At 34.6% G+C, this 26,446-nt stretch carries 29 protein-coding genes and 2 pseudogenes; 22 read left to right on the forward strand and 9 right to left on the reverse strand.

The genetic code is table 11. The features are described from left to right. Nucleotides 1–80: 80 nt before the first annotated feature. The 4 genes from C9J37_RS16995 to C9J37_RS17010 are packed head-to-tail and all read left to right on the forward strand — an operon-like array spanning nucleotide 81 to nucleotide 2,934. Nucleotides 81–650 carry a hypothetical protein gene (locus tag C9J37_RS16995; protein ID WP_025219720.1) on the forward strand — a complete coding sequence of 190 codons (570 nt, stop codon included), beginning with the start codon at nucleotides 81–83 and terminating at the stop codon, nucleotides 648–650. Continuing rightward, nucleotides 619–2,424 carry a phage terminase large subunit family protein gene (locus C9J37_RS17000; RefSeq protein ID WP_201262182.1) on the forward strand — a complete coding sequence of 602 codons (1,806 nt, stop codon included), beginning with the start codon at nucleotides 619–621 and terminating at the stop codon, nucleotides 2,422–2,424. The genes C9J37_RS16995 and C9J37_RS17000 overlap by 32 nt, the downstream gene beginning before the upstream one ends. Before the next feature lie 3 nt (nucleotides 2,425–2,427). Next, the gene (locus C9J37_RS17005; protein WP_235617151.1) at nucleotides 2,428–2,661 is read left to right on the forward strand and encodes a DUF6148 family protein; all 234 of its coding nucleotides are present in this window, start codon (nucleotides 2,428–2,430) and stop codon (nucleotides 2,659–2,661) included. A gap of 12 nt (nucleotides 2,662–2,673) precedes the next feature. Beyond that, nucleotides 2,674–2,934 carry a hypothetical protein gene (locus C9J37_RS17010; protein WP_201262183.1) on the forward strand — a complete coding sequence of 87 codons (261 nt, stop codon included), beginning with the start codon at nucleotides 2,674–2,676 and terminating at the stop codon, nucleotides 2,932–2,934. Nucleotides 2,935–3,180: 246 nt separating this feature from the next. Here the strand turns inward: C9J37_RS17010 and C9J37_RS17015 are convergent, their stop codons facing one another. From C9J37_RS17015 to C9J37_RS17025, 3 genes are all read right to left on the reverse strand, one after another. Next, nucleotides 3,181–3,387: a hypothetical protein gene (locus C9J37_RS17015; RefSeq protein WP_107896299.1), complete on the reverse strand. Its 207-nt coding sequence runs from the start codon at nucleotides 3,385–3,387 to the stop codon at nucleotides 3,181–3,183. A 146-nt stretch (nucleotides 3,388–3,533) separates the two neighbouring features. Further along, nucleotides 3,534–3,746, reverse strand: coding sequence for a helix-turn-helix domain-containing protein (locus tag C9J37_RS17020; RefSeq protein ID WP_107896300.1), 213 nt, complete (start codon nucleotides 3,744–3,746; stop codon nucleotides 3,534–3,536). After that, complete coding sequence (locus C9J37_RS17025) at nucleotides 3,739–4,323, reverse strand: sigma-70 family RNA polymerase sigma factor (RefSeq protein ID WP_167397340.1); 585 nt, start codon at nucleotides 4,321–4,323, stop codon at nucleotides 3,739–3,741. Before C9J37_RS17025 ends, C9J37_RS17020 begins: the two co-directional genes overlap by 8 nt. Before the next feature lie 293 nt (nucleotides 4,324–4,616). Between C9J37_RS17025 and C9J37_RS17030 the strand changes: the two genes are divergently transcribed. The 13 genes and pseudogenes from C9J37_RS17030 to C9J37_RS17100 all read left to right on the forward strand — a co-directional run bounded on the left by C9J37_RS17030 (nucleotide 4,617) and on the right by C9J37_RS17100 (nucleotide 15,434). Continuing rightward, nucleotides 4,617–5,543, forward strand: coding sequence for a S8 family peptidase (locus C9J37_RS17030; RefSeq protein ID WP_107896302.1), 927 nt, complete (start codon nucleotides 4,617–4,619; stop codon nucleotides 5,541–5,543). A 156-nt stretch (nucleotides 5,544–5,699) separates the two neighbouring features. Next, a complete protein-coding gene (locus C9J37_RS17035; RefSeq protein WP_107896303.1) occupies nucleotides 5,700–5,864 on the forward strand; it encodes a YvrJ family protein in 165 nt (54 codons plus the stop codon). A gap of 419 nt (nucleotides 5,865–6,283) precedes the next feature. Further along, a complete protein-coding gene (locus C9J37_RS17040; protein ID WP_235617152.1) occupies nucleotides 6,284–6,505 on the forward strand; it encodes a helix-turn-helix transcriptional regulator in 222 nt (73 codons plus the stop codon). Then, nucleotides 6,505–6,921, forward strand: a complete 417-nt coding sequence (locus tag C9J37_RS17045) for a hypothetical protein (protein ID WP_107896305.1) — start codon at nucleotides 6,505–6,507, stop codon at nucleotides 6,919–6,921. Before C9J37_RS17040 ends, C9J37_RS17045 begins: the two co-directional genes overlap by 1 nt. A gap of 76 nt (nucleotides 6,922–6,997) precedes the next feature. Continuing rightward, nucleotides 6,998–7,822 (forward strand): hypothetical protein, encoded by an 825-nt coding sequence (locus C9J37_RS17050; RefSeq protein WP_107896306.1) that lies wholly within the window; start codon nucleotides 6,998–7,000, stop codon nucleotides 7,820–7,822. Nucleotides 7,823–8,573: 751 nt separating this feature from the next. Beyond that, nucleotides 8,574–9,005 carry a BrxA/BrxB family bacilliredoxin gene (locus tag C9J37_RS17060; RefSeq protein WP_024364685.1) on the forward strand — a complete coding sequence of 144 codons (432 nt, stop codon included), beginning with the start codon at nucleotides 8,574–8,576 and terminating at the stop codon, nucleotides 9,003–9,005. Then, on the forward strand, nucleotides 8,993–9,784 hold the full coding sequence (locus C9J37_RS17065; protein WP_107896307.1) for a class I SAM-dependent methyltransferase: 792 nt from the start codon (nucleotides 8,993–8,995) through the stop codon (nucleotides 9,782–9,784). Before C9J37_RS17060 ends, C9J37_RS17065 begins: the two co-directional genes overlap by 13 nt. A gap of 288 nt (nucleotides 9,785–10,072) precedes the next feature. Continuing rightward, the gene (locus tag C9J37_RS17070; RefSeq protein WP_107896308.1) at nucleotides 10,073–10,297 is read left to right on the forward strand and encodes a hypothetical protein; all 225 of its coding nucleotides are present in this window, start codon (nucleotides 10,073–10,075) and stop codon (nucleotides 10,295–10,297) included. A 281-nt stretch (nucleotides 10,298–10,578) separates the two neighbouring features. Beyond that, nucleotides 10,579–10,737: a hypothetical protein gene (locus tag C9J37_RS28340; RefSeq protein ID WP_167397341.1), complete on the forward strand. Its 159-nt coding sequence runs from the start codon at nucleotides 10,579–10,581 to the stop codon at nucleotides 10,735–10,737. Between the two features lie 673 nt (nucleotides 10,738–11,410). Next, nucleotides 11,411–12,295: a nucleotidyl transferase AbiEii/AbiGii toxin family protein gene (locus tag C9J37_RS17085; protein WP_107896310.1), complete on the forward strand. Its 885-nt coding sequence runs from the start codon at nucleotides 11,411–11,413 to the stop codon at nucleotides 12,293–12,295. Between the two features lie 142 nt (nucleotides 12,296–12,437). After that, nucleotides 12,438–13,289: an AraC family transcriptional regulator gene (locus tag C9J37_RS17090; RefSeq protein WP_107896311.1), complete on the forward strand. Its 852-nt coding sequence runs from the start codon at nucleotides 12,438–12,440 to the stop codon at nucleotides 13,287–13,289. A 564-nt stretch (nucleotides 13,290–13,853) separates the two neighbouring features. Next, nucleotides 13,854–14,248: pseudogene (locus C9J37_RS17095) on the forward strand (GNAT family N-acetyltransferase). 577 nt (nucleotides 14,249–14,825) lie between these two features. Continuing rightward, entirely contained in the window at nucleotides 14,826–15,434 is a 609-nt protein-coding gene (locus C9J37_RS17100; protein ID WP_107896312.1) for a YpjP family protein, read from the forward strand. Nucleotides 15,435–15,459: 25 nt separating this feature from the next. Here C9J37_RS17100 and C9J37_RS17105 read toward each other — a convergent pair whose 3' ends face one another. Continuing rightward, nucleotides 15,460–15,660, reverse strand: coding sequence for a site-specific integrase (locus C9J37_RS17105; protein WP_107896313.1), 201 nt, complete (start codon nucleotides 15,658–15,660; stop codon nucleotides 15,460–15,462). A gap of 923 nt (nucleotides 15,661–16,583) precedes the next feature. Here C9J37_RS17105 and C9J37_RS29715 point away from each other — a divergent pair. The 3 genes and pseudogenes from C9J37_RS29715 (at nucleotide 16,584) to C9J37_RS17130 (ending at nucleotide 19,079) form a co-directional block, all read left to right on the forward strand. Then, nucleotides 16,584–17,439: pseudogene (locus C9J37_RS29715) on the forward strand (DNA-methyltransferase). 426 nt (nucleotides 17,440–17,865) lie between these two features. Then, the gene (locus tag C9J37_RS17125) at nucleotides 17,866–18,354 is read left to right on the forward strand and encodes a hypothetical protein (protein WP_107896315.1); all 489 of its coding nucleotides are present in this window, start codon (nucleotides 17,866–17,868) and stop codon (nucleotides 18,352–18,354) included. 398 nt (nucleotides 18,355–18,752) lie between these two features. Further along, complete coding sequence (locus C9J37_RS17130; protein ID WP_107896316.1) at nucleotides 18,753–19,079, forward strand: hypothetical protein; 327 nt, start codon at nucleotides 18,753–18,755, stop codon at nucleotides 19,077–19,079. A 421-nt stretch (nucleotides 19,080–19,500) separates the two neighbouring features. On the opposite strand, the gene C9J37_RS17135 is transcribed toward C9J37_RS17130, so the two are convergent. The 3 genes from C9J37_RS17135 to C9J37_RS29720 all read right to left on the reverse strand — a co-directional run bounded on the left by C9J37_RS17135 (nucleotide 19,501) and on the right by C9J37_RS29720 (nucleotide 20,197). After that, entirely contained in the window at nucleotides 19,501–19,653 is a 153-nt protein-coding gene (locus C9J37_RS17135) for a hypothetical protein (protein WP_235617154.1), read from the reverse strand. A gap of 52 nt (nucleotides 19,654–19,705) precedes the next feature. Beyond that, nucleotides 19,706–19,858: a hypothetical protein gene (locus C9J37_RS28355; RefSeq protein WP_167397342.1), complete on the reverse strand. Its 153-nt coding sequence runs from the start codon at nucleotides 19,856–19,858 to the stop codon at nucleotides 19,706–19,708. A 108-nt stretch (nucleotides 19,859–19,966) separates the two neighbouring features. Beyond that, nucleotides 19,967–20,197 (reverse strand): SMEK domain-containing protein, encoded by a 231-nt coding sequence (locus tag C9J37_RS29720; protein WP_153063498.1) that lies wholly within the window; start codon nucleotides 20,195–20,197, stop codon nucleotides 19,967–19,969. Nucleotides 20,198–20,556: 359 nt separating this feature from the next. Between C9J37_RS29720 and C9J37_RS17140 the strand changes: the two genes are divergently transcribed. After that, entirely contained in the window at nucleotides 20,557–22,869 is a 2,313-nt protein-coding gene (locus tag C9J37_RS17140) for an InlB B-repeat-containing protein (protein ID WP_107896318.1), read from the forward strand. A gap of 214 nt (nucleotides 22,870–23,083) precedes the next feature. Next, complete coding sequence (locus C9J37_RS17145; RefSeq protein WP_107896319.1) at nucleotides 23,084–24,364, forward strand: oligosaccharide repeat unit polymerase; 1,281 nt, start codon at nucleotides 23,084–23,086, stop codon at nucleotides 24,362–24,364. 410 nt (nucleotides 24,365–24,774) lie between these two features. Here the strand turns inward: C9J37_RS17145 and C9J37_RS17150 are convergent, their stop codons facing one another. Both C9J37_RS17150 and C9J37_RS17160 read right to left on the reverse strand, forming a co-directional pair. After that, entirely contained in the window at nucleotides 24,775–25,422 is a 648-nt protein-coding gene (locus C9J37_RS17150) for a FusB/FusC family EF-G-binding protein (RefSeq protein WP_107896320.1), read from the reverse strand. Nucleotides 25,423–25,744: 322 nt separating this feature from the next. Further along, complete coding sequence (locus C9J37_RS17160) at nucleotides 25,745–26,080, reverse strand: DUF3147 family protein (RefSeq protein ID WP_235617155.1); 336 nt, start codon at nucleotides 26,078–26,080, stop codon at nucleotides 25,745–25,747. Between the last annotated feature and the right edge of the window lie 366 nt (nucleotides 26,081–26,446).

Genomic DNA, 26,446 nt, shown 5'->3' on the forward strand with positions numbered 1-26,446 from the left:
CGAGGCCCGAAAAAGCGCTAGATAAAGTGTGAAAAAAGGCGTTCCTTCCATCCTGTTAATTTTGTGAGGTGAGTGCATGAGTGACTGCGAAAACGAAATTGGATGATCGAACGATTGTCAATACGAAAACGATTGCCAAAATGTTTAATATGACAGAAAGAAATGTTCGTTATTTAGTTGAAGAAGGTGTGATTGCGCGTGTTGCTCATGGCCGCTATGATCTGATCGATACCGTCAGTCGCTACATTACATTTTTGAAAATGTCCTTTGATGGCATTGATGAGAACAAGGTGATGGAATCCTTAGATTATGAGAAATGGCTGCATGAGAAGGCGAAACGGGAGAAGGCTGAAATTGAGTTGGCGCATCTAAAACGAGAAATGCATAAGGCAGATGAGGTGGAGAAAATTCAAAATCACATGGTCATGGCGTTTCGTTCGAAGATGTTGTCGCTCCCCTCGAAGTCAGCGTTACTTTTAGCAAGTAAGGATGACCCGAAAATGATAGAAGCATTACTAGAAAGAGATATTCATGAGGCATTAGCAGAGCTTGCTGAGTATGATGCAGCACAGTATTTTACAGAGGATAATGTTGAATTAGAATTGGAAGGTGATGAAGATGGTCCAAAAACAGACAATGAGCCTGTTTAAAGAAATTGCTAGCTTAGTAGCACCTCCTCCAAAGCTTACGGTATCGCAATGGGCAGATAAGCATCGTGTGCTATCCAAGGAATCGTCAGCTGAGCATGGTCGATGGAATACGGAGCGTGCACCCTATCAAAGAGAAATTATGGATGCAGTCAATGATCCAGGGGTTGACCAAATTGTTGTGATGTCTTCTGCCCAAGTTGGGAAATCCGAAATATTAAACAATATTATCGGTTACTATATCGATTATGATCCGTCTCCAATGCTTTTAATGCAGCCAACGCTTGAAATGGCGGAGGCCTATTCAAAAGACCGCATAGCCGCCATGATACGTGATACACCTACATTAACAAAGAAAATTAATAGTCCAAAGGCGAAGGATGGAAATAATACGTTGCTACAAAAGAAGTTTCCTGGTGGTCATTTAACGCTTGTTGGTGCCAATTCACCTGCAAGTCTTTCTTCTCGTCCAGTTCGATTAATTCTTGCTGACGAGGTAGACCGGTTCCCAGCATCTGCAGGTGCAGAAGGAGATCCGTTAGCACTTGCGCAGAAGCGGACAAAGACTTTTTGGAACAGTAAATGGGTATCAGTATCGACACCTACTATAAAAGGTGCATCGAGAATTGAAGCTGAATATGAGGAAAGCACAATGGAACAATGGTGTGTATCTTGTCCGAGTTGTGGGTTATTTCAACCTTACAGTTGGCCACAAATTCGTTTTCAGACGGTGACAATGGAATGTGTGCATTGTAAGGCACAACATAACGAAGTGGAGTGGAAGTCACGTCCTGGTAAATGGATTGCGCGAAATCCTGAAGCATCGAAGCGAGGTTTTCATCTGAATGCACTAGCATCACCTTGGGAGAATTGGGCAAAGATTATTGCAGAATTTAAAGAAGCGAAGCGTAAAGGGCTAGAAACATTTAAAACGTGGGTCAATACAACGCTCGGGGAATCTTGGGAGGAAAAGACCAATGACCAAGACCATACGAAGCTTGTTTCAAGACGTGTTCGTTATGATTGTGAAGTGCCTAAGGATGTATTAGTACTGACAGCGGGTGTCGATGTGCAAGATGATCGTTTAGAAGTGGAGGTTGTTGGCTGGGGAGTGGATGAAATTTCCTGGGGAATAGCTTATAAAATCTTTTACGGAGATCCAGCGCAGCAAGCTGTATGGAATCAAGTTGATGCATTTTTATTAAAGGATTATATACGGAACGACGGTGTAAAGCTTTGTGTTGCTGCCACTTGTGTGGATTCAGGTGGGCATTATACAAGTGAGGTTTATGATTTTTGTAAAGACAGGGAGCATCGCCGAGTATTTGCGATTAAAGGAAAGGGCGGTAATGGCGTCCCGTATATTAATAAACCGTCAAAAGTAGGGAGACAACAAGTACATTTGTTTACGCTTGGCGTCAATGAAGGGAAGGATTTAATTTATTCCCGATTGAAAAATAAATACGAAGATAAGCCTGGTTATTGCCATTTTCCGTTAGAAGCGGATAAAGGGTATGACGAGGCTTTTTTTATTGGCTTAACGGCAGAAAGAAAAGTGACACGCTTTTTCAAAGGTGTTCCGCGGATTGAATGGGTGAAACGTTCTTCTAATATACGCAATGAACCGCTTGATATACGAAATTATGCAACAGCTGCTTTACGTATTTTAAATCCGGATTTGAACTATCTTGCAGAACATAATTTAACGAGCAACATTTATACGCAAACAACGAGGCGGAAAAAACGTAAGCGGAGAGTGATTTCTAAAGGAGTGTAGAAGATGGCATTTACGGTTGATGAATGTAGAGAAAGGTTAGCTATTTGGTTGGAAGCGGAGGAGAAAATCGCCATTAATCAGAGTTATTCGTTAGAAAATAGACGTTTTGACCGTGCAAATTTGGCGCAAGTAAGGGATCAAATAAAGTTTTGGAGAAGCGAGTTAGCACTAGCTGAAATGCGAGAGCTTGGTCGAAGCCGTAGACGAGTGATACGTGTTGTGCCGCGTGATTTGTAGGGGGTGTGACAAGTGAACTTATTGGATAAAGCGATCGAGGTTGTTTCGCCTGAAAGAGCATTGAAGCGTGCAGGTGCTCGCAAGCGACTACAAATTATAAATTCAGGTTATGCCAATAGTGGCGCCAATAAGCGTAAAAAATCGATGATTGGTTGGATTTTTAAAGGTGGTTCCACGAAAGAAGATATCGACGACAATCAAGATACGTTGCGTCAACGATCCCGTGACCTGTATATGAACACACCACTTGCTGAAACAACAAAGCATGATTAAAGTGACACAAAAAGTAGTACTGGTTACTGTCACATTAGTTATAAAGATTATGAGGTGAAGGATTTGCCAAAAGAAATAGCTAATTGAGATACACAGCTTGAGGGCTTGCTTATAACTGTATAAAAAAAGCAACAATACTTTGTGTTTAACACGAAGATTGTTGCTTTTTTACATGTTCCTTATCTTTCTGTCGCTTTACCATAGATTGTTTAGTTTAATTATACCTAAAATTAAATACAAGGATTTCTATTTTCTAGTGTCAGAATTACAAATCTCAATACCGTAAGTTTGTTCTAAAGATTTTTTAATTTCCTTAAGTTCTTTAGTATATTCTACACAAATATTTTGGTAAAGATTTTTTTCTGTCTCATCACAAAAATCAAGATGTTTTGACATTTTTAAAAGATCAATTTTTATTTGATTATACTTTCTCAATTTATCTTCAAATGGCATTGTATCACCTCGTTTGAGAATATTAAAGGTGGCAAATGTGATTGAATCGAGGATAAAGGTTTTAATAGTCCTTTGCATTAAGCGCTTAACTATGTCACTTTTAAATTGTATAATTGTTTTAGAAGTTATAATGAGTAAGTGAGATTTTAGTGCATTTTATCAATAATGCTCCAAAAACTAGGTGCTTCTTCTCGAAAATTAGTATTTCTTATTTTTTCGAATATTTTTATATGCAATTCTTGCTTTAAATCTTCCCTTTCATTTAATGATGTTTGATATAGTGCTTTTCTTATAGAGCCTTCGAACTTTTTTAGATAATCCTCAAAACATTCATAGCAACCATGGTTATCTTTATCCATTTTCTTCGCCTTCTTTCAGTAAATTAATCTGCAATTTTAATTTTCTTAGAGCATTTTTGTGAATATTCGAGATATTTTGAGGTGTGGAATTAACTAGTTCAGCAATTTCTTTGTTGGTTAGTCTCTTTACATAGATTAAATCTAATATTTTGTATTGATAATCAGTTAAAGAGTTTAAAGCTCTAATAGTTGTTTCATCAGTTAATTCATCTCTTAATGTTTTGTATTTAGTTGTAAATTGCATTGAACTTTTGATGTATTCATCATTAATTCTAGGCATATCTAAAGTTAAAATATATCTATCGTTTATTTTTTTTACTTTTTTATCAAAATCAATAGCATAATATTTAATTAAGCTAAAAATATATGCATTCATTCTTACTTCTTCGTAATACAATTTAAACTTATCCTCAACTTTATCTTTATTTTCTATTGTAGGATACAAAATAGCTTTCTTATACAGTTCATAATGATGTTTATCTTTTAGAAATCCTGCTATCAGTGGGTTTTTTTTTAAGGCATTTTCATTAATTGCATATTGAAAGTTAGAGTTACATAGAATATTTTTACTTTTCATAGTATCCCCCTTTTGAATTCTTCCTATTTTCATAAGTGTAATATATAACTTAATTATAAATAGCTTATAAGAATATTTGTTCTATTTTTTATTTTATCGATTTATTTTTTTATTGTTTATTTAATATTAAAAAATCATTAATAGTCAAATAATCTAATAAAAAATAGGAGGTCTTAGAATTAAATTTAAGTATATTCCAAAACATTTCCTCTAACTATTAAAATTGAATTTGTTGGCATTCTTATTTAAAAACATCTCTTATTTCACACTTAAATTACAAAGGAGATGATTAAATGATAAACAATGAGATTATTGTAAATCCAGGGAAAATAGTTAAGTTATTCAAAACCTTAAGTACTGTACCTGACAATCTAGATAAAATAAGAGCTAGAGAAATTTGGGATGAGACAGATCAGGGCTCAGGTATTATAGTTGCTGTTTTAGACAGTGGAATTCAAACAAATCATCCAAGCTTAAAGCGTAATATTATTGGAGGTTTTAATTTCACAGAAGATGACGAAGGAAAAACGGAAATTTATAATGATTATATAGGGCATGGTACTCATGTTTCGGGTATTATCGCAGCATTAGATAATAATAAAGGTGTAGTTGGTGTTGCACCTAAGAGTAATTTACTTGTATTAAAAGTAATTGATAAACATGGTAAAGGAAGCTTTAGGAGTTTAATTAATGCAATTAATTATGCTATGGAATGGGTTGGCCCTTATGGAGAAAAAGTAAGTGTAATAAATATGTCATTAGGAGCTACGAAATCTATTGAAGAGTTGCGAAAAGTTATTAAAATGGCACATTCCAAAGGGATAGTATTAATCGCGGCAGCTGGAAATGAGGGAGATGGAGATAAAGAAACAAATGAGATATCCTATCCGGGTTTCTACAAGGAAGTCATTCAAGTTGGCTCAATTTCAGAAGCACTGACGCCTTCGGAATTTTCTAATTCAAATGATAATCTTGATTTTGTAGGCCCAGGAGAAAATATCCTCTCAACCCATATAAATAACGATTTCGTTGAATTAACAGGGACATCTATGGCAGCACCATTTGTCGCGGGTTCTGCTGCGTTAATATTAAAGCTAAAAAACTCCAATGAACCCCGCTTAAATCCTATTTATGTATATGACTATTTATTAAAGCATGCGCTTCCTTTGAAAGAATTCTCAATAAATCAAGTTGGAAACGGATTTATTCAATTAAAGTAGTAACTGTAAATTAAGAGATTAATATAGATAAGAAATATTATTACTTATTACTACTCTATAATGATATAAAAAATTTAGAATAGAAGTTGAATCTTTATAATTAATTAAATCATTCATTCTTTTTATAAAGTTAAAAATTAAAAGGAGAAACATCAAATGATAACAACAGGAGATATTCCAATGTGGATTCACTTAACTGGAAATTTTGGTTTTCCAATTGTTATTACAGTTTACTTATTTGTAAGATTTGAAAAGAAAATTGAAAAATTAGAAATAGTAATCTTGCAATTATCTGAAGTTATTAAAAATTGGAATAAGTGACTGCCGAAACAATAATTTACGGTTACTTTTAAAAATTTTTATAAATTTAATGATAAACAAGAGCTGTTAGATTATTAAAAAAGTGAAAGGAATTACTTTGACTGTATTAGAAAGAAATAAGTTTAAAATTAGAAAGCATAGTGTGGTTTTCAACCTGAAAAAATTCTTCAATTATAAAATACTCATATTTAGAAATCACCTTTTATCCAATCAGGTGATTTTTTTTTGAAAAACAGCAGACATTAACATAAATCAATTGCTAGGACGATTTGTCTTTGAGTTGTATTGATATGAAGAGGGAGATGATATTAATCGGTTAATACTATATTTTGTGATTTTTTATTTACTGAATATTTTGTATATGATATTATACATTTAATAAGATGTGTATAGTATCATATACAAGGTGGTGTCGAAATTTGGTTAATATTGTTGTTTGTAACAATGTAAAAAAATTCAGATTATTGAAGAGTATGACACAACAAGAATTAGCAGACAAAGCATTTGTTCATCGTCAAACTATAGTTTCAATAGAAAACAGAAGTTATGCACCTTCAATTGTTGTTGCTTATGCTATTAGTTTAGTACTTGAAAAGGATATAAAAGAAGTATTTTACATTGATAAAGGGGGTGTTTCTTAGTGGGTTTAGTAAAAGTTCCAAAATTCCTAAAACTTTTATTTAGTTTAATTTTTGTAGTAGTTTTTACTTTTGTGGCATATAATTCTTTTACCAGTGGAGCAACTTTTAATGGTGTTATTTTTTCAACAGCAAATATAGTAGCTTTCTACTTTTTAATTAAAGAAACCTTAATTACTGTTAAAAAGAAAAATCTGTTTAAAAAAGAAGTGCTATTAGACAATTTTATTATTGAAAGATTAAAAACATCATTAAGTTTATCTTATCTTTACTTAATTATTCATTTAAGCATCTCCATTTTTGCGAATGATAATCTCGTTGCATTTAAAGATTCTGTAGCCTTTGCATTATTTGCGAGCTTTAATATATTTATGGTTACTCAAATTTTTCAAGCATTTTTTTATTATAGTAAAGAATAGGTTTACTATAAATGCCTTTATTCCACTTTATTATATGAGTTGAAAAAACTCTAATAATTAATAAGGTGGTTTTTTTATGGGGAACATTGTTAAATTATCTATTTCTCAAAAGTCAGAAGTTACAAAACGGATTGAGGAACGTTTAAACGGTAAACTCGGTTTGAATTTGAAGTTAACTGACGAACTTCAAAGTTTTTCAGATAATCTTAATGCTGTTGAAGTAGACTTATCTGTTAATGATTCTAATGAAGTATTAGGAACGCAATATATTCAAACTGTTTTACAGAACGGTGAATCAATTGAGCTACAATATACAGAGGCGAAAGATGTTTGGTTGTATCAACTAAATAAAGTCGAAAACAATAAGGAAGTTGTTGAACAGGAATTTAAAAGGTTCAAAAACTCAAAGGATTATCAAACTGTATTAGACTTTCTTAAAGAAGGAGAATATGACCTAGCACCAGGTAGCAAGAAAGTGTTGAATATTGAACAGTATTCATTTGATGAGAAATCCCAAAAATCTACAAATAATATTATACAAGCTTTATCTTTAGATATAGTAGATAGTGATAAAATAGTTGGGGCATTGGTGTTTGGTGATAGTGCACTTATTAAATTTAAAAACGATGATGGGGTAGTTGTTTTTAATGAAGATATGCCAGTAATTGTTCCAATGGGAGCTGGAGGTAAATGGAAGAAGTGTATGGCTGATTGTATTGGGTGTGGTTCTTGGGAGTCTTGTGTTAGTGGCTATTCATGCTTAGGTGCTTGTGCAAATTGTCTCAATCCTGTATCTTGTCTTTTCTGTTTAGGGTGTGCAGTTGCAAGTACTTCGTGTTTGTGGAAATGCAGAATGTGTGTCTCGCCATCATCAAGACCACAGGAGTGTCCTGTAAAATAATTTTGAAGCAAGGTTAGTAGCTTTCATTGGTACTGAACAGAGCACCTATGTTATCGGTGGACTGTAGTACATTCAGGTGTTATCAATGCTTCACAGTTGAAGGATTTACAAAGAGGAGTGATGACTTCTGACCATTTGATTGGTTTATATATTACAATTCAACAAATGAGTAATAAATAAAATAGCAAGACCGCCCTACCACTAATTATAGTGGAGGGCGGTCTCTTGATTAATACTCTCTTACTTCAAATGAAGCAATCTTGTCGTGTACAATATATTCAGTTACTTTTTTATAAGGTGAGATAGTTTTTGTGAATTTGAAAGTTGAAGTACCTTGAGCACTTTCAAACCAATTCAAGTAACTATTTAAAACGGTATTAGTAACATCATATTCTTTTGCAATACCGTTTACTAGTGTGATACTAAGGATAGCATTAGAAGATAATATCTAAGGGCATTAATCCAAACACCCCGCAATAACAACTTTAACCATATATAATTTAATTTACCATAATAAAAATCGGCAATTTTTGATAACAAAAAATATCCTAATCGAATAATCAACCATTTTTTAGGTGTAAAACAATCCCCAACCAATCCGACTTCGTTACACAAAAAAAGTCACGAAAGTCACCAAAAAGTCACATTTCTCCCGAAAACATGTGAATTTGGGCGAAAACAAGTTTTTGTACATTCGTAAGAAACCTTGCTATAATGGGCTTTGTGATTACATATGAAAGAGGGTAAAAGCATGAATGCTTACGACGAATATATGAAACAGGTTGTGAAGCCGATGCGTGAAGAGTTGGTGGAGGCTGGATTTAAAGAGCTGACAACGGCGGATGCTGTTAATGAATTTATGGCGGAGGCGAAGGGGACTTCTTTGGTTGTTATCAATTCGGTATGTGGATGTGCGGCAGGGTTGGCTCGTCCAGCGGCTCGGGAAGCGGTAGCTGCGGTTAAACCGGATAATCTTGTAACTGTATTTGCAGGGCAAGATCCAGAAGCAACTGCTGCAATGCGTGGTTTTTTTGAGGATGTACCACCAAGTTCACCATCAATGGCCATTTTAAAAGATGGGGAATTGGCTTACTTTATTCCGCGTGAACAAATTGAAGGCTTCCCAGTGGAGCAAATTACTGCACATTTAACAGGCGTTTTAGAGCAGACATGCGAGAAGTAAAAACAATTGTCACTACAGCGGGCAGACCAGACGACTTGTCGATGGTGCTCGCTGATTTTGTGTGTAGCAAGTTAGATGTTCCCTTTATCCCTCGTCATAAACGCTCAATCCGTAAACTTGCAGAGGACTTTCAGGCGAATATCATTGTAGCAGGGAAAAATCGCTATGAATATTATGCATTTGGCGCAGAAGAGCCCTTTTTCTTTCATCCGAATTCCGCAGCATTTCGCTTAAAGCGAGTAGCGAGGGGAGAAATGGAGCCGTTTTTAGATGCGGCACAGCTCGAAAAGGGCGATTCGGTCTTAGATTGTACGCTCGGTTTAGGTGCTGATGCGATGTTAGCCGCATTTACTGTTGGTCAATATGGAAGAGTGGTGGGACTGGAAACGAATCCAAATGTGGCGTTTATTGTAGCGCATGGTATGAATACATATGATACCTCGGAGCTTCCGTTAACAGCCTGTATGCGGCACATAGAAGTGGTACAAGCAGAAGCAGTTGCTTATTTAAAATCACAGCCAGACAGTGCATTTGATGTTGTCTATATGGACCCAATGTTTGAAGAAATTATTGAGGAATCGAAAAATTTTCAGGCACTTAGGGCAGCGGGAGCACATGTAACTTTAACTGAGGCATGGGTCGAAGAAGCGAAACGGGTGGCTAAAAAGCGAGTTGTTTTAAAAGCTCATTATAAATCAGATTGGTTTGAAAAACATCATTTCTCCAGATTAACACGTTTGACTTCAAAATTTCATTATGGCGTTATTGAGAGACAATAGACGACGGGAACAGACATCATATCATGTCTGTTCTTTTTTCTTGTGAAAAAAATTTTAGCGTAAATGAACGTTATAAAAGAGGTTTCTACAGAAAAAGGGCTTAGCAAAATTTTTCCTGTAATTGTGTTAACTTTTATTAAATTATCTATATTGTCTTACTTTTTTCGTTGCCACCCGTGTTTCTCAAGTTCCGCTTGTAGTCATACTAAAGATGTAAAGCCTTTACTCTTCATCCTAACATTTACGTTTGTCATCTGTTCTTTACGAAAGGGCATGTGATCTGGTCATTTGGCATTATGTCAATATCCATTGAAGGCATTACGGCAGGCATATGATTTGTCTGGAAGTATTCTATTTATTAATGGTGTAGCTTCACTCTTAACGCTAACTACAAAGCCACTTGCTTTAACAAAAGGGCTTAAAATTATTAAAACTATTACGAAGTTGCGTGTACCAATTGAACAATTTTCCTTAATGATTGTCATTGCCATTTGTTTTAAACAAATATATTGAGTTACAACGGATTGTTCTAGCTCAAACATCTAGAGGTTTGACATTCAATTAATGGCTTTTATAAAGCGTGTTTTTTTCTTTATTCCCATTATTGTTTACAACTGTTCAAAGAGCAGATTGCCTTCGCGATTCCATCGATGCAAGAAGCTATAGTGATGGCAAAGAGCGTACAAGCTATATTGAACTACGCTATGGGAAAGAAGATTTGATTGCCGATTTTGATTGTACTAGTTTTTATTACTATTAAAAAATGATGCTTATTTTTGGAGTCGTCATTGATCATGAAACAAGGTACATTACCGATATTTTCGCACTTAAATTTACCTGTTGTGAGCGTTATTATCCTTGTTATAAATGCCATGAAGAGCACGCAACATGCTATTAAACGTTGGCATCAAGATCAGTTTCATACGAAGGCAATACTTTGGGGATATATTTAAGCCTATATGGAGTCATCGTCCTGCGTCTTTTAATGAAAGATGTGTAGCTCATTATCCGATTTATTTTGCCAAGCCATAGGTTATAGTGAAAAACATGATTTTACTTTATAAATTTTTTATGCTATAATTACAAACGTGCTATTTTAGGTAGCATCTTTCAGTAATCTGGCATTCTGCTTTTTGTTTTTTAGGATACTTATTCACACTGGCGCATGCTTTGGGGCTGCAAGGACGCAAAAGAAGGTTGGGTTTGCGTTGCTTAAGTTAGAGAGCACACAGTGGAATTTTACCGCGGTGAAGAAACGAAAATGTTTCGAAATAATATTCCCCAGATGATTGGGTTGAGACTTTACAATTTACAGAAATGTTACCTATTAAATACTAAAGGGGTAGCTTCGCATAGGCGAGGCTACCCCTTGTCCAATTTCTTGATAGTATGAACGAAAATAATAAGTATTTGTGATTTAGCACCTGCTTTTTTTAAAAAAGTTAGGTGTTTATTTAGCTTTTTTCTCCTAAATAACGACATATATCGACAAAATATCATGGATTATATTACCGTTTACTATTGTGGGAAAATAAGTAATAATAAAGTGTGGAGTTTTTTAAAAAATCAAATATATGCTATTTGATTGAAAAATTCTGAAAAAAGATTGAAACGAGGGTGTGGCATATGAAACAAGTAAACGAAGTACCAAAAAGTGTATTGAACCAACTAGCAGAAGTAGCTCAGCAACAACAAGAAAGTTTGGAGGCACTTGTAGCATTCTATTCCCAAGAAAGGTTGTTAGTTCGATTAGCAGCTTCTTCCTATGAAGATCAATATTGGCTATATGGCGAATTGTTATTAGGGACATTGACAAATGATATAGTAAAGACTTCTTCTGGAATGACATTGTGCGCCAAAAAAATGGCCAATAAAGAAAGTATCATCAAACATGCTTTCAAAGATATTTGTTCAGTGAAAGTAGTCGAAGATGGGGTTGCGTTTGCCAGCGATGAAATAGAAGTATCCTCTAGCGGCGAAGAAGAAGTTCAGATTAGGATTCCTGCACAAATAGGACACATAACAACATACATAGAAATAACGATAACTTTATTCGATAGTGTCTCCATGACTCCTCGAAAGATTGCAACCGCATCATTGTTAAATAGTTCGTCAACTGAGCTATTAGCGTATCCGACAGAGCTCATCATTGCACATAAATTTAATACCATATATCAATACCCAACATTAGCAGAAACGCTGAAAGATTATTATGCTATTTATTTACTAGCGAGTACCCAAAATTTTGAAGGTCGTGTATTACAAGAGGCTATACTCGATACATTCGACCGACATAAAACGACAATTGAAAAAAATCCGCCTGTGTTCTCGAAACGTTTTGATTTGGATGAAAGCAAGAACAAAGCATGGCAACATTTATTAACGCACCAAGTATCCTTTGCTAAAGTTCAAAAACTTGTTCACCAATTGTTATGGCCAATTTATAATCAAATTGAATTAGAAGATGAATTCTTTGAAAATTGGGATTATACATGTGGTAATTGGCAATAAAACATTGTAAAATCCGCGAGCTCAAATAGCGTTCGCGGATTTTTTATCTGTATCTCTAATTTATCCGACATTTTCTGGACTTAAAATATCGGATATAGTAGGTTGTTTTTATTTACGATAGAAAGCGAAAGGAGTGAAAACAATGGATTGGATTGTAAGAATAAATAGGGTAATGGATTACATTGAACTAAATCTATCAAGTAACATAGTCCCCAAAGAAGTAGCAAGACTGGCATGTTGTTCTGAGTACCATTTTCCTAGAATGTTTTCAGCTATAACAGGATTTACATTGGCGGAGTATATTAGGCGAAGACGTTTATCGCAAGCTGCATTTGAACTTCAAAACAACACCTCTATTCGAATTATTGACCTTGCAATCAAGTATGGATATGATTCACCTGATGCCTTCAGCCGTGCTTTTAAGAACCTCCATGGGGTTACTCCAACCTTAGCTCGCAAGAAAGGGATTGAATTAAAAGCCATCCCAAGACTCTCCTTTCATATTTCAATCAAAGGAGATGTAGAGATGGATTATCGAATCGAAGTATTAGAAGTTGAAGTTGAAATTGTCGGTGTGAAACAAAAAGTAAGGACAGCTGATGCTTTTATTGATATTCCTAAATTGTGGGAAGCTGCGAATGAAAATGGATTGTTACAAAGATTAATAAATATGTCATGGGAAAGCCCACAATGCAAAATGGAAGGGATTTTAGGTGTTTGCGGCAAACAAGCGGCAATTACAGATGAAGAATTTGATTATTTTATGGGATGCCGCTATTCCCAAAAATTCTCCAATGATATGGAGAAAATCGTCATCCCAAAAAATACAACATGGGCTGTTTTCCCAAATATCACGGATGCTTGGAACCGTTTATATACTGAATGGCTCCCATCGTCCGGATACGAATTGGCAGACCTGCCTTGCATTGAAAATTATTTAGCACCTGATCGCATTCCTAGTAATGAGCTTTGGGTTCCTGTCCTCCCCAAATAGTTTTTCACTGCGTATTAAACTAATTAAAGGAAAATTTACTAAAACGAATTTGCTATGTGACAAAATTATAGAAATAAGTTGAAGAAGACCACTCCACGAAGGGTGGTCTATTTATATTGAGTGATATGGCTAACAGAATCAACTAGGTAAGTTTGTGATATGTACAATTCAAATGATAGACCAATCTAGAAATGGTTTTAATGCGCCATTCATTTGCATACAGTGGGGTGAAAGCAATCTTTGAAAGGATGTGAAGACACTATGAAAGTGAAGGTTAAAGAATGGCGTGTAATGTCCGATCATAACAAACAATTATTATTAAACGCGGTAGTAACGAAATAAAACCTTAATGAATGTCCGCAAAGACAATCACTAACGAATAGCTAAAACAATTAAATAAAATATTTACACTTACTTCGGTAGGTGTTTTTTATTAAAAGCTATTAGAAGAAGTCACTCGTTTTGCAAAGGCTTGTTTAAATAATGGCAGGTTAAAAGCTATTATAAGAACACCTTGGAAAATCGGATATAGCGAAATAAAAATTAAGAAGGGAGGTATTGTGAATGGAAGTTAGAAAGCCGAACAACTTTGAACTAGATGAAATTATTGCGCTTTCGCCACAAGCTTTATTTGATGGTACATTGGGCGGAGTAAGAGCAACCAATGCTATTATTTAATGGCAACAGAGAATCATAACTTAATGGGATGGATTTTAATTGGGGAGAGCAAAGACCAATTTACGTACCAATTAAAAGGCTTTATTTATGAGCTGTTTGTAATAGAGACATTTAGAGATAGGGGTATTTCAAAAGTATTAATGAATGTTGCTATTGAGCAATTGAGACAGGAAGGATATCCAGAAGTCAGACTTAGTGCTTACGTAGGAAACCATGCGATAAAACTATATGAAAAAATGGAGTTTAGTTACACAACCGTAACTATGAACTTACAATTGTAAAAGTCCTTAATCATACACTATTCGTATAAATATTTAATAATCTATTGTTTTTGTTAGGATGGATTTCATAAGTCCAATCAAAATTATTTGCTTATAGCAATCGTGTACTCAATAGGAGCTTTACATGTAAAGGGAATAACAAAAAAGATTGAAGCCAAAGAGCTTCAATCTTTTTTATTCATACATTTCTGTATATGAGTTTGCCGTATTTTATTAGCCCTACCTAGCCCCTTAACAGCACCCAATAGAAGCTTAATTTACATCATGTTGCAATAAAAGAAATTCGAAAATAATAGCAAAAACCTAAGTAATACGGCATTATACATACAAACTGTGTTCAGTATGCATAGTAACTAAATTAGTCCGTGAAGCATAAAGAAGTTAAGTAACCTAACATTAATAAAAGACCAATACCCATTGCGATTGACATACTTTGTACCTCCTTTTAAAAAACGACACATTTATACATAAATTATTGTACAATGAAATGTAGAAATATGAAACCTTTTATTGGTTGAAACGTATTATATTATAAGTAGAATTACCAATTTGTACATAAAAGAGAAGGTGTTAATTAATGAAAAAGTGGGTTCAAAAAAGTATCGTAATTATGGTTGCGTTTTTAACATTTGGATTAATTACGCCAACACATGAAATTTGGGATGCATTCGATCAAAACCCTTCGAATCGTGCCTCTATCGGTCCCTCACCTGGGACAAGCACTGCGCTAGCCGCTGAACCCGAAGCAAAAGCGGATGAAGCAACTGAAATACAGCAAAATGCGATTGACTACGAAGCACTTCTAGTTGACGCAGCGAAAGAGCAATCGTATATGAAGTTTGGAACAAAAATCGGCCCTAAAATTAGCAATGAATTTGATTCTATTATCTTCCCTAAAATAGAAGAGGCAATAGCGATGACAGTGGCCAACGTTGAAGAGGGATCATTGGCAAATCTCACAATTACTGAAAAACCAAGTGGCAACTATGGTGAAAAAATTTTCAATATTGTTAATAACGAAACAGGCAATGATTTAATTCGCTTCCATGTGCGTACTGAAAAGCGTCCACAAGAAGGCTATTACTACAACTTCCACTATCACAGTGCTGAGGATGATTTTATGGCTCACAACAATCTTGGCGATATTTACTGGGAAAAAAACACACCACCGAAGTGGTTGTCATGATATATAAGGGTTTAGGGGCTGTCTCTTAGAGATTAGCCCCACTTTTAGCCCCAATTTCAATAGCGCGGTCAAAAGTGGCGATAATTTTATCTTCCATTTCCCTCAATACATGCCCGTATGTTTTATAAATCATTTCAGGCGTGTTCCCTAAACGTTCAGCAATTACCCTTAATGGTACACCGTCATTCATTAATATTTTTGCATGTGAATGTCTAAGAGAATGGATTGTACACTCTTTTGAATAATCCTTTTAAATCCTTTGTGTAACGTTGTTAATGGCATTGGTATCATACTTTCCAAAGAGTGGAATACATAATCATCATCTTCTAGTTTTTTCCGTAAGATAGTAATTTTTCTTTGATTACTTTTTGATAACGATTTAACAGATCAATGACATTCTTACCAACTTTGATTTTGGTTTACTGTTTTTTGTTTAGTTGTTCCGGTACCATGAATTGTCCGATTCCGAATAATATTAATAGCTTGCTTTTCAAAGTCAATATCCCACCACTGAAGACCTAACACTTCATCTTTTCGCATCCCAGTACACTTAGTTAATCGGATGTGAGTATGTGTAAACCAGCTTCTTTATTTCGAGAAGAAGGCAAGCTTACGCCTTTTATTCGTGTGAAGTATTTCTTCTTCAATAGCTACATTAATAGCGATTGAAAAAATTGAATGTGCTTGTCGTACTGACCTGGTTCATATTGTTTTTCTAGTACATTTATAAATTCACGTCGATAAGTGGCTTTATCCAACTTTTGAAGTTTGTAGAAACCTAATAAATGTTTTATATTTGAATCAATTTCATAATTCAATTCTCCATTAATAAACACGAACTTTGAGTTTCGTGGTTCCTGATTAAAATCAAATAAAACGAACGATATATTATTATTAGTTATTTTTATACCGCATTGTTTGTATTTTTTAATCGAAGAGGCATTTATGAAATTAACTCATTTAAGCGGATAATTATTTCTCATTGAGTTACAGTCGAATCTTTCCACTTTCTTTTACTTGTTTCTAACAACAAATCTAGCCATTGAGCGACAGTTAAGTTATCATTTTCTATATGTTTAGTTTCACCTCGCAGCGTTTGAGCCTTCACTTCGAATAAGGCTTTTATAGCTGCTTTTTCTGTTTTAAAGAATAAATACAGTGGTCACAAGTCCTCCATATTGGGGGCTACGTGACTATGATGTAGATGGACAAATCGGGCTTGAGAATACAGTAGAAGAATATGTATCTGCTATTGTTGATGTGTTCCAAGAAGTAAAACGAATCCTGAAAGACGATGGTACAGCATGGCTTAATCTTGGAGATGCATACGCAGGAAGTGGAAAAGGAGCATGGTCAGAAAAAAATATACAAAAGCATGATATTCTGGATCCTAAAGGCAATAAAACGAAGATTAATAATCTCCCTATTGGTTTAAAACCGAAAGACTAAATTGGTTTGCCTTGGCGTGTCGCATCGCATTCGCATTACAAGCTGATGGATGGTATTTACGACAGGACATTATTTGGAGTAAACCAAATCCGATGCCTGAAAGTGTAACGGATCGTCCAACTAAATCACATGAATACATTTTTTGTTAAGTAAACAGCCTAAGAATTATTACAATCACGAAGTAATAAAGGAACCAGCTAATTCCGGAACTACTGATGTTAGAGGTTCACAAGATGCATTTGGACAACCACAAAAAGCAATGCAGACTGATAAGCCAAGAGGATTATTTGATGGCAAGTATGGTAAGGATGCTTTTAGAGCAATTCGAGATAAGCGTTCTGTATGGACAGTCACGACAGAGGCGTTAAGAGAGGCTCATTTTGCAAAGTTTCATGAAGATTTAATTGAGCCATGTATTTTAGCTGGCTGTCCAATGGATGGCATTGTATTAGACTCATTCTTTGGTTCAGGAACAACAGGATTAGTTGCGTTAAAACATGGACGTAATTTTATCGGTATTGAACTAAATCTAGAGTATATAAAATCAAGTTGTTAAAATACATATATTACATATATTAGTGTATAATTAATTAAGTAAATATTATATTAAAGTGAGGTGATTTTAGTTGAGTAGTATAAAAAATATAATAAAAAATAGAGTGTTTTGAGCGTCTGTTTTTTTCTTTATAGCATTATTACTTATTATGCAGCTACAATCAAATTTAAATTTGTTAATAAAAATATTTATTGCGATAATTATTTCCGCGTTATTTTTCTTATTTAATTATCCATTGAAAAATAAAAAATGAAATGGTGTTATATACCTCAGGAGGGGTAATATTACAATAAAAAAACCAAAGATGGATTATTTAAAATTATTATGGTAGTAGCAATCGCTATGTTTTCTATCCTAAGGGTATTTACTGAAAACACTAATGCAAGAGAAAATGATGAAAGCGAGAACTTAGAATAAATTGCATTAATGGAAGATACCTTAGAGCTAATTTATGAGACAGGTGTAGTTAATAACGAAAAAGGTTATTTCTTGGGGGATAATAGAGAAGTTTTTGAAAACGTATTGAGTAAGTACGATGATTATGAAGGGTTTATGCAACAAATTGAGGATGAGGGATTATTTGTCACTACAAATCAAATCGATACTAGAGCTGTCGCTTGTAGATGGCATTTAATGAGACCAACAGCAGAATTTATAGCAGCCAAAAATAAATGTATCATTAACGGTATAACTTCTAGTTATGGTTACATAGCTATAGCTAGTACTATAGCAAATTTAATTGCAGATAAAGAGTTTAAATTAGCAGCAGAAAAAATAATTAATGGATTTAATTCAAATATTTGGGGAGTTATTGCAACCCTTTCGTTGATTCACATAGAATGTGCAGCAGAAATGGATAAAAATTCACTGGAAAAAGTAATTGTGAGTAAAATAGTGTTGACTAATTGCATATGAAAAAGTGGAGACTACTAAATTGCTAGTGTCTTTTTATAATTACAATACATTCCATTCGAACTATGATATATAAACTTAATTTAAGTGCTAAGAATATTTTAAAGGAGATTGAAAATGCAGATGAAGAAACAAAAGTTATAATTTTAACAATGCATTTCAATCTGGATATGATGTGTAGCAATGAGTGATGTTGTACAGACTGAAATATAATTTATAAAAGTCACATCTAACAAGGTGTGGCTTTTTGTTATGTCATAAATTTTGATTACGATGTAATATGTTCATTATTTTGTAAAAAATAGTGGGTAATCCCCTTTTGTAAGAGTAAGTTATTTCCTGTATAATTTAATTGTAAGTAATTGTAAAAACAAAAACTAATGATGAAGAGAGGGAGACTCATGGCTTGTACAAAAGGTGAAAAAGGACGCAACATGGGTGAAACAAACAACGCACTAAGAAAAGAAATAAAAGGCGACATCATAGAAAAAATCAAAGATATAAATGATATTAGAAGAACTGCAGATAGTATTTATACATCAGATAATTTTCATTTAGATTCTAAAGAAATAAATAATGGTAGCTACAAAGTCGAGATACAGTATAAAAAAGGAACTAAACAAACGGTCTCTGTAATCGAGGTAGAAAAAAGTGCTACTAGTACTGCAGATGTTAAACAGGCATTGACTAACAGTTTGAATGATGGGTATAAGTGGATTGTTAGTTAAAGAATAAAATAGTTAATTTAGTGCATATCATTGAATCAATATGTTGTTTATAAGGTATCGAAATAAGTAAGTGGAGTCACGTTCTTTTGAGCGTGGCTTTTTTATGCAATTATCTTTGATTGCGGAGGGACTAAAAGGTGGGAGAATCAAGTACATAAAAAGGTAAACTATTATTGGTGAAATAAAGAACTACTCAAAGAAAAAGAGGCCTGTCTCAAAGAAATTATTGGATCAGTGGTAGAAAAAGTTTATCTAAAAAAAGAAAGAACGAATTAGAAAAGATGAAGGCTTATGACATATAATCACTAGTAGTTAAAATGACACATTAATATTACTAAACAAAGCCTAGGTACTCAATTAATTTTGAGCCTGGGCTCTGTTTACTCTTTGCTTTTTACATTATTCTAATCCTAATTGAGTCTTATTCATCCAATTTACCACCTTGGAACATTAAAGAAGCATTTGCCCCTAAAGACTTACCATCATAACTATACATAACTACATCGCCAGATTCAGAAATTACCGCACCTTCACCTTCACCTTCAAGAATCTCAAATACTTGTTCTTTTGTCATACCATTTTCTAATTTATTGAATTGGTCAATAGTGATTTCAATGTCAGATGAATCAACACCAAATAGAAGTTATTGTAGAAGCTGCTAGGCCACCATCCGACTCAAATTCATACATAACTGTGTGGTGTGGTTCACCAGCTGAACCTGTTTCAGACATAATTTTACCTTCAGCACCAACAAGTTTTACTATTTCTTCATATGTCATGCATCTTTAATATGTTTGAACTTTTCCTCAGCTAATATTCCATCTTCTTTAGCAACTGGTGCCGTTGTTTCTTGTTTAGAATCATTTGGCGATTAAGCAACCGGTTTTTCATCTTTTCTTGATTCGTTGTATTTTTGCTCGTTCGCTAGTAGAAGTAACTTGATAACATATTTGCGATTCTATATCACCTAAGTTAATAGCTGGATGATTAACTTTTGTTTCATTCATGTTTAAGAGATTAATTTCGTAGATTAGACTTAAAAGTCCAGCATAGAAATCCTCAGTTGATTTATTAATATCTGTATAGCCGATTTTATTGTTTAAATCTGTATACTCCAATTAAAAGATATTACTTTTGATGTATTAATTATATTGGTGTATGAAAAAGCGTATTTAACAACACTCGCACTCGTTTACCCTACGAGTGTATTTTTTTTGAAATTTAATCTTAAGTTTGAATGACTGAGGTGCTATTAGTTGGCAAGGAACAGAGCTACATACCTTTTTAATCTGTGCATCATGACGCATCTGAATAAATTTTTAATGTTAATGGTTGAACTATTAACATTCCTCAATGTGCAACTGTAATCTAAAACTCTAATATTGAAAATAAAGGGGTGATTTTATATAAATTAAAAAATTTATGAAAGCGTTGTATAGGCTATTTACTGAACGATGTAAAGGAGAATTAAATAAAGATGCTTAAGAAGTTTTTAATCGTAGTACCTGTCACGTTATTTTTATTTGCATTACTTTTCAATGAGAATAAGGTTTTTGCAAATTTTACGGAAGATGGGTTTATCTATAATGATAATACAACGGGTATAGTACCAGAAATGTATTATCCAGGTGGGGTAACAATTTACGGAGATAATAATCCCAGTCGAAAAGATTTGGTCATTCCAGATACGCTAGGTGGTAAGCCTGTCACAAATATATGGTATGAAACATTTAATCATAAACAACTGACCTCCTTAGTGCTATCAAATAATGTAAAATTAATAGGCTACAATGCATTTGATAATAATTTACTAACTTCAGTAGTATTCCCGAATCAGCTTGAATGGATTGGAGATTTTTCTTTTGCGAATAATAAGCTATCCAGTATAACAATACCTGATACTGTAAAAAGAATCGGCCAGGGTGCATTTGTTAATAATGATTTACAGACAATAACGATTTTAAGTCGAAATACAATTGTATTACCAAATGCTATACCTAAACAAACGAAGATTTTGGGAACAATTCCATCAAAGGCAAAGGAGTATGCTGATCAAAATGGAAATCCATTTGAGTATTTAGGATTTACAATTACCTACGATGGAAATGGCCATACAAGTGGCAGTGTTGCAGCAGATTATATAGACAAGACAACACAATCATTTACTGTGAAAAAACAGGAGTCATTAAAGAAAGATGGTTACGTTTTTACGGGATGGAATACAGAGCGGGATGGTAGCGGCACTGATTATCATGTAGATGAAGTAAAAACAATGACAGGAGATTTAACACTTTATGCTATGTGGTTGCCGCAGCAACATGTAACGTTTAACACGGATGGAGGGAGTAAAATTCCACCACAATTCGTGAACGATCAAACATTAGTGGTGGAACCACCTGCTCCAACAAAACAAGGGCATACATTTGAAGGTTGGTATAAAGAGGCAGCACTAACAAACAAGTGGGATTTTATGAATGATGTAGTAAGCAGTCCAATTACTTTGTATGCGAAGTGGAAAGTCGTTCAACATGAAGTGACGTTTAATACAGGTGGAGGAAGTGCTATGCCATCACAACTAGTTGATGACAACACAGTACTGATAGGGCCATCTGTTCCAACGAAACAAGGTTATATATTTGCTGGTTGGTATAAAGAGGCAGCGCTGATCAACCAATGGGATTTGACAAATGATGTAGTAACGAGTGCAACAACATTATTTGCCAAATGGAAAGTCGTACAATATGAAGTGACGTTTAATACGAATGGAGGCAGTGGAATCCCCTCACAGATGGTCGATATTAACATGAAGATAAATGAACCCACTATCCCAATAAAACAAGGTTATACATTTGGTGGATGGTATAAAGAAGCAACATTGACAAATGGGTGGGATTTTAAGAAAGATACGATAACAGGTAAGACAACGCTTTTTGCAAAGTGGTTTGTTAATAGTTCTCCAGATAGTAGTAATAATAGTAGTCATTCATCACCGCAAAATGTTACAGTATATTTTGAAACAAATGGCGGGAGCGTATTAGGTCACTTGTCTGTAGCGCATGACACAAAGATAGCAACGTTACCGATTCCTAAAAAGGAAGGTTATACATTTGGCGGCTGGTATAAAGAAGCTGCTTTAATCAATGAGTGGGATTTGACAAAAGACCGTGTGACGCAAGAGACCAAGTTGTATGCGAAATGGATTGCAAACATAGCGTCAGAGCCGACACCAGAACCAGCTCCGGAACAACCGAAACCTGAACCGGAATTACTAAAACTGTCCTTTCATGATATTGCTGGTCATTGGGCAAAAGAAATGATAGAAGAAATAGCTAGTCAAGGGATTATAACAGGGTATCCAGACGGTTCGTTTCGTCCGAATGAATTCATTCAACGACAGCATGTGGCGCTGTTATTCTACCGTGCTTTTGAGTTCGAGCCCACACGCAATGCTATTACATTTTCGGATGTAAATGCAAACCATCCATACTATGAAGCCATTACGACATTACAACAAGCAGGAATAGTCGATGGTTCACAGGGGAAATTTAATCCTAATGCTTTAATGACGCGTGCACAGTTGGCAAAAGTCGTGACGCTTGCGCTAAAGATAGCATTAGGAGGCACTAGCACATTCCAAGATGTTCCTCCAACGCATTGGAGCTATGCGTATATCGCTGCATTAGCAGAACTTGAAATTGTAATTGGCGATAACGGTAAATTTAAGCCAGATGAACCCGTTACGCGAGCACAGATTGTAGCCATTCTATACAGAGCATTGAATCTTCGTTAGATTCTACTAAACTCATCGACTAATGAAGTAAATGAAACTCGTATTTTGATTAAAGTTTTATCAAAATACGAGTTTTTGCTTTACTTGTAATGATAGGTTAGAGTTCAAATATAAAATGGAAGCTATATATATAATTTACAATAAATGTGTTATACTTATTTTGTTTTACAAAAAAAGAAAAAGGGGGAAATAACATCTATTTGGTGTGATATGTATGAGCGAATTGAAAAAGGTTTTTGGGAAATTAAATAAAATCGATATGTTTTCACCGTATTTCTTTTTGCCATTTATTTTACTGCTATATTTTTTTATTAGCTTATTTGATTGGCATAAATTTGAACAATTCGGTATTCATGTATCTATTTGGTCGGCTGTAATTTTAGCCGTTATTTGTTATTACATAGGTGTATTTTTAATCGATAAACTAGAGTGGACAATTCCATCGTTCGGTCTGTCGTTTTTAGGAAAGTATGTAATTCATTTTATCGTGGCCTTAACAGTGCTTGGGTTAGGCTCTTATTTCTTGATGATTTATAATGGTAACTTGGGGATTACAGATGAAGCCAATCGACGTAATTTAGACCCGAAGTTAAGCTTCTTTAGCCAATTATTATGGTTTGGTGTTTTATTGCTGTTATCTTATAAAATGATAATGGAAAAAACGATGACATGGAAGAAAGCAATAGTATACGGCCTGATTTTTGCTGTTGTAATGTTTCTATTTTTATTAATGGCCTATCGTACGCCGCTCATTATTATGCTATTTACAGGGATTATTGTTTTCCACTATGTTGTAAAAAGAGTGAAGTTAACGTGGTTTTTAACGGCAATATTCGTTATTGGCGTAGGTTTCTCATTGTTTGGTTTTATTCGTGTGATTACAGAGGATACGTCAAATGATTTTAATAAACGTGAACAACCGAATGTTGAACTAACGGCTGAGGAAGAAGAAAAACTATTAACGGCTGAACAAAAAGTAAACTTAACACCGAAATGGGTGCGTGCATTAAATGCTGAAGCAGTGACAAGTCATATCGTGTTAAGTACCATTATCGAATACACAAAAGAAGAAGGTTACTTAAAAGGTGAAATCCATCAAGGCATTTTTAGTACAATTTTACCTGGCGAGCAAATCTCACCACGTATGAAAGTTACCGAGGTCGTTAATTCAATTACGGTCGAACGAGGTATATTGGTCACACGTGAACAGCGAACAACTACGCCAACTTTTATTGGTCAATTATTTTTAGACGGAGGCTATTTATTAGTAGCAATTGGCTTCCTATTATATGGCGTATTAATTTCTCTAATTTATAATAAAGTAAAACAAAATGGCATACGTAGTTTCCATACGGTTGCTTACGCATTCACGATTACTGTGTTTACAGTATCCATGCACACCGGTTTACTGGATTTAATATTTGTTCTAATGCTTGGGTTCGTTATTATAGCATCATCAATTTTGCCATCTAATAGGCAAAAGTTGAATAATTAAAATAAATAAAACTATCCGCTAAAGTTAATGGTAATAACTTTTTCAGGATAGTTTTTTTTGTGCGTGATTCGCTTAATACAAAAATGGTGGCTGGGGCATAAGAGAAAAAGTGTTAGATTGAACCCAATCAATCTAACACTTTTTTGCTATGCCGTTGTTGTCCGCTACGGCGGTGCTTTCCGCTCAGCACAGTAAGCCGCAACCCTCGCTACGCGCGGAATGCCCGCGTCTTACATTATGTGCTGTTCCCGCCGGAGTCACCTCCTCCGCTACCAACAACTAGTGAACATTTCTAATTTTTTTAATTGCAAAATCAAGAATAGCTAAGGTCTCCATATAGCAAAAATTTATGAACAGCTTTCCTCTGTTCCTTAAATTTTTTTAGTTTTGTCCTAGCCTCTTATTAATAATCAAGTAATGCGCTCAAAAAATGTAATAGTCTTATCCATATCTGTCACATGTTGATTACACGAATTGCTGTCTGCACAAATGTAATTGCTGTGATTTGTATAAGTGCCGACGATATTTCCTTTAATGGATGTAGTAAATAGTCCAATATCAGCATGACGATTACAGATTGCGCATATGCCACGAATTGTATGATGGGCGAAAGTGCCTTTGATTGCCTTTAATTTATCGTCTTGCTCTATAATGACATATTTTCGATTGGTACCATAATCATCCCAAGCGAAATAGCAAATTTGTTGAAAATCGATTTGTTCAAGATTCGGCAATTTTAGCTTCTTTTCTTTTTTAAACAGGTTTTTGATAGTGCTTGCTGTAATTGGTTTAAATGGGATAACATACGATTTTAAGTCATTTAAATAGGCTTCACCTGTTCCACGTTCTGTTACAGATAAAATAGGCTCTATGAGTTGTGCTTGCGCAGGCGTCATGACAACTTTTTCGGTAATTTCTGTTTGTGCAAGACCACGCACAGTCAGAATGACGTTTTTATCTTGTGTAGTAGCAAGTGTTTGTAAAATTTTATTCATTTGTTGCTCAAGTAAATGATAGTTAGCAACCGTTAAAAACGGCTGAATTGCTTGTTCTTCCATGTGAATTCACTCCTGTAAATTAGGCTTTTTTTATTTTAGGCCTAAAGAGATCATCCATTTGTGGGGTTTACCTAGACCTCTTCGACCTGATAATTAATGGGTCTAGAGCAGGCATTACAAAAGAATGCGACCATTTCGATTCCTCCTTGTAAAGCAAACTATAAATATTTTAACATTAAAAGGGAACGAAATAAAGAAAGAGCGGTGGGGGAAGAAATAACATGCTATGTAAGGGGAGATAAACTTGTGCATTCAGGTTTTTACAACACGCAGGCATAAAAATTTGGCTCATATAAAAAGAGCTACATTTAGGTAGCCCAACTTATGTCAGCATTGACATAATAAATTTTCCACATAGCATAAATATTGCATAGACAAGTAAAGCGCTTAGTACGGCAATGCTAGGCTTATACCAGTTTGTTAATAGAAAAGCGAGCACAGTGAAAAGTAACATGCCTACCGCACCAAAGACCGTATTTTGTAAAACATTGTGAAAGGTGTCAGCTTTCATATGCTTCATTTGCATACCCATGTTAATAAGTGTGAGGATTGGCAAGGCTGTAATAATGCCCGATAAAAATAAATACTTAGACTTACTTAAAAGTAAGGCTAAAACCATAATGGTCCCGCCAACAATAAAATAGATCAAATATAGCAATTGTAACCCTCTGTTTCGTACTCTCTTCAAGTTTAGTAGTGTAATAATACTGCACATAGCTCCTGCTTACAAGGTCCTACCCATGTATGTAGCAAAAAGCTAGTAAAAATAGATGTTGATTTGAAATAAATAGCGAAATTCAGTAGTAGGATGGTAGGAAATGCAAGAGTGTATACCATAATATAGGTTTGATGCAGATTAAAAACATCCAAACACGAATGTGGCGGGGGGTTTGTACTGTAAGCGCAGTAATGAAAACGTTTCAAGGTCAGTAATAAACAGAAAAAGACAATGATTTGATGTTGAGAGGGATGGGGTGTGTTAGATTCTAATCCTGTGTAAAATAAGTGAACGATTGCAAGTATT

The organism is Lysinibacillus mangiferihumi (genome assembly GCF_003049665.1).
Classification (GTDB): domain Bacteria; phylum Bacillota; class Bacilli; order Bacillales_A; family Planococcaceae; genus Lysinibacillus; species Lysinibacillus mangiferihumi.